This is a genomic window from Streptomyces sp. NPDC088766, from assembly GCF_044750845.1.
Taxonomy (GTDB): Bacteria; Actinomycetota; Actinomycetes; order Streptomycetales; family Streptomycetaceae; genus Streptomyces.
In genome coordinates this window covers 1-9343 of record NZ_JBIVKQ010000054.1, presented here as the reverse complement: position 1 = coordinate 9343, position 9343 = coordinate 1, and the positions used below count along the sequence as shown (strand labels likewise).

Annotated in this window: 7 protein-coding genes; 4 read left to right on the top strand and 3 right to left on the bottom strand. The window is 70.2% G+C overall.

What is annotated here, in order from left to right; all coding sequences use genetic code 11:
• Positions 1–397, top strand: a 397-nt coding sequence (locus ACIP5W_RS35660; protein WP_401482231.1) for a M15 family metallopeptidase, incomplete at its 5' end; no start/stop codon positions are given.
• Between the two features lie 17 nt (positions 398–414).
• The gene (locus ACIP5W_RS35655; RefSeq protein ID WP_401482229.1) at positions 415–951 is read left to right on the top strand and encodes an NUDIX domain-containing protein; all 537 of its coding nucleotides are present in this window, start codon (positions 415–417) and stop codon (positions 949–951) included.
• Here ACIP5W_RS35655 and ACIP5W_RS35650 read toward each other — a convergent pair.
• Positions 942–3317: a glycoside hydrolase family 31 protein gene (locus tag ACIP5W_RS35650; RefSeq protein ID WP_401482233.1), complete on the bottom strand. Its 2376-nt coding sequence runs from the start codon at positions 3315–3317 to the stop codon at positions 942–944. The genes ACIP5W_RS35655 and ACIP5W_RS35650 overlap by 10 nt on opposite strands.
• Positions 3318–3530: 213 nt before the next feature.
• Between ACIP5W_RS35650 and ACIP5W_RS35645 the strand changes: the two genes are divergently transcribed.
• Both ACIP5W_RS35645 and ACIP5W_RS35640 read left to right on the top strand, forming a co-directional pair.
• The gene (locus ACIP5W_RS35645) at positions 3531–5498 is read left to right on the top strand and encodes an acetoacetate--CoA ligase (protein ID WP_401482227.1); all 1968 of its coding nucleotides are present in this window, start codon (positions 3531–3533) and stop codon (positions 5496–5498) included.
• A 90-nt stretch (positions 5499–5588) separates the two neighbouring features.
• On the top strand, positions 5589–6494 hold the full coding sequence (locus tag ACIP5W_RS35640) for a hypothetical protein (protein ID WP_401482226.1): 906 nt from the start codon (positions 5589–5591) through the stop codon (positions 6492–6494).
• Between the two features lie 69 nt (positions 6495–6563).
• Here ACIP5W_RS35640 and ptsP read toward each other — a convergent pair whose 3' ends face one another.
• Complete coding sequence (ptsP, locus tag ACIP5W_RS35635; protein ID WP_401482224.1) at positions 6564–8234, bottom strand: phosphoenolpyruvate--protein phosphotransferase; 1671 nt, start codon at positions 8232–8234, stop codon at positions 6564–6566.
• A gap of 81 nt (positions 8235–8315) precedes the next feature.
• On the bottom strand, positions 8316–8765 hold the full coding sequence (locus tag ACIP5W_RS35630; protein ID WP_401482222.1) for a PTS glucose transporter subunit IIA: 450 nt from the start codon (positions 8763–8765) through the stop codon (positions 8316–8318).
• Positions 8766–9343: the final 578 nt, after the last annotated feature.

The following is a 9343-nucleotide window of genomic DNA, read 5'->3' as shown; positions in this document are numbered from 1 at the left end:
GCCGGCACCTGCACCACCTGCCACCGCCCCCTGCCCAGAACATCCACCACCAGCCAGAACCTCAGAGCCAGAGCAACCTAACGGAGTCCTACTAGTGCCCTGCTTCGCACCACAGCGCGACCGCTTCCCGAACAACTCCGTCGACATGGGCACCGGTTTCGACTGCTTCGACACTCTCAGTCACACCCTCGACCCGCGCGTCCAGGGCGAACAGCGAGCCAACCGACTGCTCCTGAAGAGCACGCTCGAGGAGCAGGGTTTCGTCAACCTCGCCGAGGAGTGGTGGCACTACACCTTCAAGCCCGAACCCCACCCGGAGACCTACTTCGACTTCCCCGTCTCCATCAAGTCCCTCACCAGGACCCCTGAACCACCCGCGTACGATGCCCACCGATGATCGGATACAGTCCGCGCGTGTCCGAAACTCACCACTCCACTTCCAACTCCGTGCCCGACTCACACTGTTCGGGCTGCGGAGCACCTTATGGAGAGGGCGTCACCGGCTGGCCCCGCACCTGCCCGGCCTGCGCCACCGTCGCCTACCGCAACCCCCTGCCGGTCGCGATCGCGCTCCAGCCCGTGTACGACACGAAGGGCACCGCCCTCGTCGTCATCACCCGAACCATAGCCCCCGCGCGCGGAGGCATCGCCCTGCCCGGCGGCTACGTCGACCACCAGGAGGACTGGAAGCAGGCCGTCGTCCGGGAACTCAACGAGGAGACGGGTATCGACGCCGCGAGCCGCGACGTACGCCTCGCCGACGCCATGAGCTCGCCCGACGGCCACCTCCTGCTGTTCGGGCTCCTGCCGGAACGCCCCGCGGACCGGCTGCCGACGTCTGCCGCCACCGACGAGACGGAAGGCTGGCACCTCCTGCACAGGCCGGAGGAGCTGGCCTTCCCGCTGCACACGATCGCCGTGCGGGCGTTCTTCGAGGGCCGCTACATCTGAGCCGACCGGCCGAGCCCGCGTACGCGCACGGGGTGGGACGGCTCACGCCCACCGTCCTCACCCTCCCGCTCCACGACGACCTCTCGGCCGGTGTCCCGGCGGGCGACGTACCGCTCGGTCTCGGGTTCGTCCCAGCCGTCGCCGGCGTCCCGCACCACCAGCCCGCCCCCCGTCCCGCCCGGGGGCGGCGCCCAGACCTCCAGTTCCAGCCCGCCGTCCTCCCCGCGCACGGGCATGACCGCACCCGCGCGCGCGAGCACCGGTATCCGCCCCAGGGGCGCGTCGACGAGAACCTGCCCCGGCCCCGCGTACCGCTTTCCCGTCGCCGTGTCGTACCAGAGGCCCCGCGGCAACCGCACGGCCCGCCGGTCCGCGCCCGGGTCCAGCACCGGCGCCACGAGCAGGCAGTCACCGAGCAGGAAGGCGTCCTCGCAGTCGCGCAACGCCCGGTCCTCCGGGGCACCCCACCACAGCGGTCGCACGTAGGGAGCCCCCGTCCGCCGGGCCAGATGCGCCAGCGTCACGAAGTACGGCAGCAGCCGCCGACGCTCGACGAGCGCCACGCGCGCGTGCTCCAGCACTTCGGGGCCGAACTCCCACGGCTCCCCGAGCCCCGTCCGGGGAGCCGCACGCGTACGGAACAGCGGCAGGTAGGAACCCAGCTGCAACCACCGCAGATACAACTCCGGAGACGGGCCGCCGTCGAACCCGCCGACGTCCGGCCCCGAGTACGGCACCCCGCACAGTCCGAGCCCCAGCACCAGCGACAGCGACGCACGCAGCCCCGGCCAGCCCGCGGCGACGTCACCCGACCAGGTACCGCCGTAGCGCTGGAGCCCCGCCCAGCCGGAGCGCGAGAACACGAACGGGCGCTCCTCGGGAAGCAGCTCCCGCAGCCCTTCGTAACCCGCCTGCGCCATGCACAACCCGTACACGTTGTGCGCCTCGCGATGATCGCCGCCCCGGCCCTCCAGAGCGTGCCGCGCCGACCTGGGGAGCGTCGGCTCCCCGAAGGCGGTCAACGACGTGGGCTCGTTCATGTCGTGCCAGAAACCCGAGAACCCCTGCGTGACCCCCTCCGTGTACAGCCCACCCCACCAGCGCCGCACACGCGCGTGCGTGAAGTCCGGATACACCGAGTCGCCGGCTCGCGCCACACCCTCCACGATCCGCCCCGAGGCATCCCGCACGAACGCGTCCTCGGCGACCCCGCTGTCGTGGACCGTGTCGCCCAGCACGGCCCGCACGGCAGGCTCGACGACCGACACCAGGCGGACTCCGTCCCGCCGCAGCTCCTCGGCGAGCACCGCCGGCTTCGGGAAACGCTCCTGGTCGACGGCGAACACCTGACGGTCGTCCATGGAGCCGACGCCGAGATGGACCACGTCGAGCGGCAGGCCGCGCCCCTGGTAACCGGCCACGACCCGCCGCACCTCCTGCTCGTCGCCGAAGCCCCGCGCGTGATGGTGCCCGAGCGCCCAGGCGGGCGGCACCGCCGGCGCGCCGGTGAGCGAGGCCCAGGCGAGCAGCACGCGCGCGGGGGTCCCCACCACCACCCAGCAGCGCAGTGGGCCGCCGTCCATCCGCAGCTCGGACATCCCGGGCCGGTCGTGCCCGGAGCCGGCCCCTTCCTCACCCTCCCGCAACCTCACCGAGCCGTCCCAGGACGTGTCGTGGAACGCCAGATGCGTGGCCGCGTCGGCCACCACCAGTTGCACCGGCATCGTCAGGTACAGCGGATCGTCGCCCCGATCGAACGCGCGCCCCGGATCGGTGTTCCACAGCCGGTAGGTCCCCGCACGCAGACGAGGCCCGGCCGCCCGACCGCCCAGCCCGAAGAAGCGGGCGTCCGCCGGCACCTCCGACCGCTGCATCCAGCGCCCCGGGCCCCCCTCCGCCGGTTCCCACCACCGTGGCGGCAGATCCCGCCGCAGCGCCACACCACCCGGCGTACGCACCTCGATGGCCCCGTGCCGCGAGACCCCGACGGTCACCCGTTCCGCCACCACCCGCCAGCCACCGTCCTTGTCCGGTTCCAGCACCGCCCGCGGATCGGCCTCCGGACAGCGCCCGGCCAGCGCGTACGACGGCTCAGGCCCGGCCCCGTCCCAGCCCCAGAAGACGGCACCGTTCACCGCCACCCGGATCGTCAGCTCGGAGCGGCTGAACCTGATCGTCCCGCCGCCGGGCCCCGGCTCCACGTCCCGCACCACCCCCGGCACCCGCGCGCGCTCGACGCCCCGCGCGGGCAGCGCCAGGGAGTCGGCACGCCGCCGACGCCACGCCGCCCGCACGGGACGCCACCCCCGTGCGGCCCCCGCGGAACCGACCATTCTTATCGAACGCACCAGGTCACGACCGTCCATGTCGCTCACCCTGTCACTGACGGCACCACGCGCGCGTGTCGTTCAACTGCCGTTCACCTGTGACGGACCCACATCTTGACGACACGGACTGTGTGGGACACACCCTGGTGTGTAAGTCGATCACATGGCATCGTCCGTGTCAGCCGCGTCACGCGCACACCCCAGCACGTGCGCGAGCGACGCACACGACGCGCACAGTCCGGGAGCCGCCCCATGTCGACCGTGAATCCCGAGCCGCTCTGGCGGCCCGATCCGCAGCGCACTGCCGAGGCCCAGGTCACCAGATTCCAGACCTGGGCGGCCGAACGCCACGGAGCCCCGTCCGACGGCGGCTACCCGGCCCTGCACCGCTGGTCCGTCGACGAACTGGAAACGTTCTGGAAAGCCGTCACGGAGTGGTTCGACGTACGCTTCTCGACCCCCTTCACACGCGTCCTGGGCGACCGCGCCATGCCCGGCGCCGAATGGTTCCCCGGCGCCACCCTGAACTACGCCGAGCACGCGCTGCGCGCCGCCTCCAGCCGCCCGGACGAACCAGCCCTCCTGCACGTCGACGAGACCCACGAACCCCGACCGGTGACCTGGTCGGAACTGAGCCGCCAGGTCGGTTCCCTCGCCGCGGAACTGCGCCGTCTCGGCGTCCGCCCCGGAGACCGCGTCAGCGCCTACCTCCCGAACATCCCCCAGGCCGTCGTCGCCCTCCTCGCCACGGCCGCCGTCGGCGGAGTCTGGACCTCCTGCGCCCCCGACTTCGGCGCCCGCAGCGTCCTCGACCGCTTCCAGCAGGTCGAGCCGGTCGTCCTCTTCACCGTCGACGGCTACCGCTACGGCGGCAAGGAACACGACCGCCGCGACGTCGTCGCCGAGCTCCGCCGCGAACTGCCCACCCTGCGTGCCGTCGTCCACATCCCCCTCCTCGGCACCGAGACCCCCGAGGGTGCCCTGGACTGGTCGGCCCTGACCGCCGCCGACCAGGAACCCACCTTCGAACAGGTTCCGTTCGACCACCCCCTGTGGGTTCTCTACTCCTCCGGTACGACCGGGCTGCCCAAGGCCATCGTCCAGTCCCAGGGCGGCATCCTCGTCGAACACCTCAAGCAACTCGGTCTGCACTGCGACCTGGGCCCCGGAGACCGCTTCTTCTGGTACACCTCGACCGGCTGGATGATGTGGAACTTCCTCGTCTCCGGCCTCCTCACCGGAACGACGGTCGTCCTCTACGACGGCAGCCCCGGCCACCCCGACACCGGAGCCCAGTGGCGCATCGCCGAACGCACCGGCGCCACTCTCTACGGCACGTCGGCGGCCTACGTGATGGCCTGCCGAAAGGCCGACGTGCACCCGGCCCGCGACTTCGACCTCTCCAAGGTCCGCTGCGTCGCCACCACCGGCTCGCCGCTGCCGCCCGACGGCTTCCGCTGGCTGCACGAGGAGGTCCGCGACGACCTGTGGATCGCCTCCGTCAGCGGCGGCACGGACGTCTGCTCCTGCTTCGCGGGAGCCGTACCCACCCTGCCCGTCCACACCGGCGAACTCCAGGCACCCTGCCTCGGCACCGACCTCCAGGCCTGGGACCCGAGCGGCCGGCCCGTCGTCGACGAGGTCGGTGAACTCGTCGTCACCAACCCCATGCCGTCGATGCCGGTGTACTTCTGGAACGACCCCGACGGCAGCCGCTACCACGACAGCTACTTCGACACCTACCCCGGCGCATGGCGCCACGGCGACTGGATCACCCTCACCTCGCGAGGCACCGTCGTCATCCACGGCCGATCCGACTCCACCCTCAACCGGCAGGGCGTCCGCATGGGCTCGGCCGACATCTACGAAGCCGTGGAGAGGCTGCCCGAGATCAAGGAATCCCTCGTCATCGGCATCGAACAGTCCGACGGCGGCTACTGGATGCCCCTCTTCGTGCACCTGGCGCCGGGAGCCGTCCTCGACCAGGCGCTCCTCGACCGCATCAAGCGGACCATCCGCGAAGAACTCTCGCCACGCCACGTCCCCGACGAGGTCATCGAGGTCCCCGGAGTGCCGCACACCCTCACGGGGAAGCGCATCGAGGTCCCCGTCAAGCGCCTCCTCCAGGGCACCCCCCTGGAAAAAGCGGTCAACCCGGGCTCCATCGACAACCTCGACCTCCTGCACTTCTACGAGGACCTCGCCCGCAAACGAGCCTGACCAAACCAAAACCGCAGCTCAGGACCCGTTGTCAGTGCCGGCGATTACTGTGAGTGAGCATTCATCGACTGCGTACACACAGGGGGAGCCATGGCGGCACACACCGACCACTGGACCATGCGACGCGTCCTGCGCCGCGAGATCGCCGGCACCATCGGCCTGCTCACCGACGAACACGACTTCCGGGCCATGCGGCATTATCGCACCTTCACCTTCGACGACCACACGACCTATCTCCGACAGGTCGAGGACCTCCTCAAAACGCGCGCCCGCCAGGGCACCCACACCACCGTCGCCCTCTTCGATCCCCAGGAATACGCCGACTTCTGCGCGGCGAAGGGCCTCGACCCCGACAACCCCGCCCATCGCACACGCTTCACGGCCGAACTCGCCACCACCGGCCCCACCCTCCCGTACGAGGGCCAGCCGCTGGCAGATCTGGTACCCGCACTGGTCGACGAAGCAGTCCGGCAAGCGACCTGGGAATACGCGACCGCTCTCCTGGCCCGCCTCGGAGCATGCGCGACCTGCGGCGAGGACATCGGTCGCGCGGCCTTCAGCCAGGCCTCCGACCTGCTCGCACGCATCCTCGACACGGCACCACCCGGCGACCGCCATCTCGTGTGCAGCGTCACCGGCACGCCCGAGACCCTGGTCGCCGTCCTCCACGCGGACGAGGCAGCCGACGGCACCACCCCGCTCGACGAGGCCGAGGCCCTCGAATTCACGACCGTCCTCGCCCTCGGTGTCGCCACCCGGAGCCCCGGCGGGCTGGTCATGCGCACCAGCTCCGCCGGCAGCCCCGACCGCGTGTACGGCTGGCGGCTGCGCGGCGAGGGGCTGGAACCACTGACCGCAGGTGAGGTCTTCGACGCCTACTGCACCGATGCCGAATCCGGCGACCTCATCGCACCCGAGTCCGACGTCGACTACTGCGTACCGCCGGACCTCAGCGAGGACGGACAGCGCGGGCCGGCCCCGGGCCACCACCACTGACATGCAGGAGGGACGCTCCGCGACACAAGCGGAGCGCCCCTCCTCACCAGCCGAACACGGCACCGTCGACTACTCGCCGGACAGCACCGCCCGCGCGGCCTCGCGCGCATCCTCGGCACTGTCGGTCGCACGGGCGGCCGCCGCCGCCCGCTCACACTGCGCGAGCGTGTACTTCGCGAGAGTCGCCCGCACATACGGAATCGACGCCGATCCCATCGACAGGGAGGTGACACCAAGACCCGTCAGCACGCATGCGAGCAGCGGGTCGGCCGCGGCCTCACCACAGACCCCACAACTCCTGCCCTCCGCCTTGGCCGCCTCGGCGGACAGCGCGACCAGGTCGAGCAGCGCGGGCTGCCACGGATCCTGGAGCCGCGACACCGCACCCACCTGACGGTCCGCGGCAAAGGTGTACTGCGCGAGGTCGTTCGTCCCCAGGGACAGGAACTCGACCTCCTGCAGAATCGAGCGCGCCCGCAGAGCAGCCGACGGAATCTCCACCATCGCGCCGAACTTCGCCCGGAGCCCGGCCGCACGGCATGCGTCGGCGAACGCCTTCGCATCAGCACGGTCCGCCACCATCGGGGCCATCACCTCGAGGTGGACCGGCAGGCCTTCGGCAGCCTTCGCCAGCGCCGACAGCTGCGTGCGCAGCACATCGGGGTGGTCGAGGAGCGTCCGCAGACCTCGCACGCCCAGCGCCGGATTCGGCTCGTCCGCCGGGGTCAGGAAGTCCAGCGGCTTGTCGGCGCCGGCATCCAGCACCCGCACCACGACGCGCCCCTCGGGAAACGCCTCCAGCACCTGCCGGTACGCCGCGACCTGCTTCTCCTCCGAGGGAGCCTTCTTGCTGTCGTCGAGGAAGAGGAACTCGGTACGGAAGAGACCGACACCCTCAGCGCCGGCTTCGACGGCGGCCGGCACATCGGCCGGGCCACCGACGTTCGCCAGCAGCGGCACCTTGTGTCCGTCTGCGGTGGCGCCCGGTCCCGTCGAGGCGGACAGCGCCGCCTTCCGCTCCGCCGCCGACGCTTCGAGCTGAGCCTTCTTGTCCTCGGTCGGGTCCACGAAGATCTCGCCGGTGCTGCCGTCGACGGCGATGACCGTCCCCTCGGCAAGCTCACCGGCACCCGGCAGCGCCACGACGGCCGGCACACCCAGCGCCCGCGCCAGAATCGCGCTGTGGCTGGTAGGCCCGCCTTCCTCGGTCACGAACCCGAGCACCAGCGTCGGATCCAGCAGCGCGGTGTCGGCCGGCGCGAGATCCCGCGCCACCAGCACGTACGGCTCGTCGCTGTCCGGGACACCCGGCATCGGGACCCCCAGCAGACGGGCGACGATACGGTTCCGCACGTCGTCGAGGTCGGCCACGCGACCGGCGAGGTACTCCCCGGCGTTCGCCAACAGCTCGCGGTACGCGGCGAACGCGTCGTACACGGCACGCTCGGCCGTGCTGCCGACGGCGATACGCCGCTCCACATCCGCCATCAGTTCCGGGTCCTGGGCCATCATGGCCTGGGCTTCGAGCACCGCCTGGGCCTCGCCCCCCGCCAGATTGCCGCGCGCCATCAGATCGGCGGCCACAGCATCCACGGCCTGGCGGGCGCGCCCCTGTTCGCGCTTCGCCTCCTCGGCCGGGATCTGCTTGGCGGGCGGTTCGAGGACCGCCGTTCCCATGTGCCGAACCTCGCCGATCGCCACACCGTGGCTCACACCGACGCCTCGCAGCGTTGTCTCCATCTCACCCGTCTCCGATAGTGCGGCGGGTCCCGCCGCCGCGGTTGTTGTCCCATGTGCCGTCATCGATACGACGGCCTCGGCTCAGCGCCAGGAAAAGAGAACGTCGCCAGTCTTCACGTCGCCGTCCTCGCGGAGATCACCGAGGGTGTCGACGGTGGCTTCCAGGGCCACGACCGGGCACACCGGGGACTTGCCGGCCTCTTCGACCGCGACGGGATCCCACCGCACGATGCCCTGTCCGCGGGTCACCGTGTCGCCCTTGTTCACCAGTAGCTCGAAGCCCTCGCCGTTCAGTTGCACGGTGTCGATACCGAGATGAGTGAGCACGCCGTGCCCCTCGGCGTCGACCACCACGAAGGCGTGCGGGTGGAGGGAGACGATGACTCCGTCCACGGGTGACACGGCCTCGGAGGGCTCACGCACCGGGTCGATGGCCGTGCCGGGGCCGACCATGGCCCCGGAGAAGACCGGATCGGGCACTGCTGCCAGTCCGATGGTGCGTCCTGCCAACGGGGACGTCACGGTGGTCATGGGAAGCCTCCCAGGGGTGGATATGTATACGGGCCGTCACTACCAGTCCCGGACGGCGCACTGTGCAGCAGGGTATGTCATATGAAGTACCGGTTCCGCACGAGTGATCACGATCCGTGGTCTAGACCACTAGCCTAATCGATTTGCACGCGCTCCGTGGCCCCGTGTACAGTCGTACTCCTGCTTAAGGGTGAGCGACGCCGACGAGCGCGCTTAACCAAGCAGCATCCAACTAGTCGGATCCTAGCTTTTGATCATGTTTCGCATGCCTGCGAGACGGTGGTCAGGGGGACGGAAAATGACTGGTAGAGTTGGAAACGCCGAAGGGAAGCGCCCGGAGGAAAGCCTGAGAGAGCCTCTCGGGTGAGTACGAAGGAAGCGTCCGTTCCTTGAGAACTCAACAGCGTGCCAAAAATCAACGCCAGATATGTTGATACCCCGTCCCCGGCCATCATGGTCGAGGATGAGGTTCCTTTGAAGAAAACACAGCGAGGACGCTGTGAACGGTCGGGCCTATTCCGCCTGGCCGTTCCGCTCTCGTGATGTGTGCACCCGATCACGGGTAAACATTCACGGAG

Excerpts from the sequence above, each read along its gene's own strand:
- ACIP5W_RS35650 (WP_401482233.1), bottom strand. The coding sequence starts at position 3,317 with ATGGACGGTCGTGACCTGGTGCGTTCGATAAGAATGGTCGGTTCCGCG.
- ACIP5W_RS35645 (WP_401482227.1), top strand. The coding sequence starts at position 3,531 with ATGTCGACCGTGAATCCCGAGCCGCTCTGGCGGCCCGATCCGCAGCGC.
- ACIP5W_RS35640 (WP_401482226.1), top strand. The coding sequence starts at position 5,589 with ATGGCGGCACACACCGACCACTGGACCATGCGACGCGTCCTGCGCCGC.
- ptsP (WP_401482224.1), bottom strand. The coding sequence starts at position 8,234 with ATGGAGACAACGCTGCGAGGCGTCGGTGTGAGCCACGGTGTGGCGATC.
- ACIP5W_RS35630 (WP_401482222.1), bottom strand. The coding sequence starts at position 8,765 with ATGACCACCGTGACGTCCCCGTTGGCAGGACGCACCATCGGACTGGCA.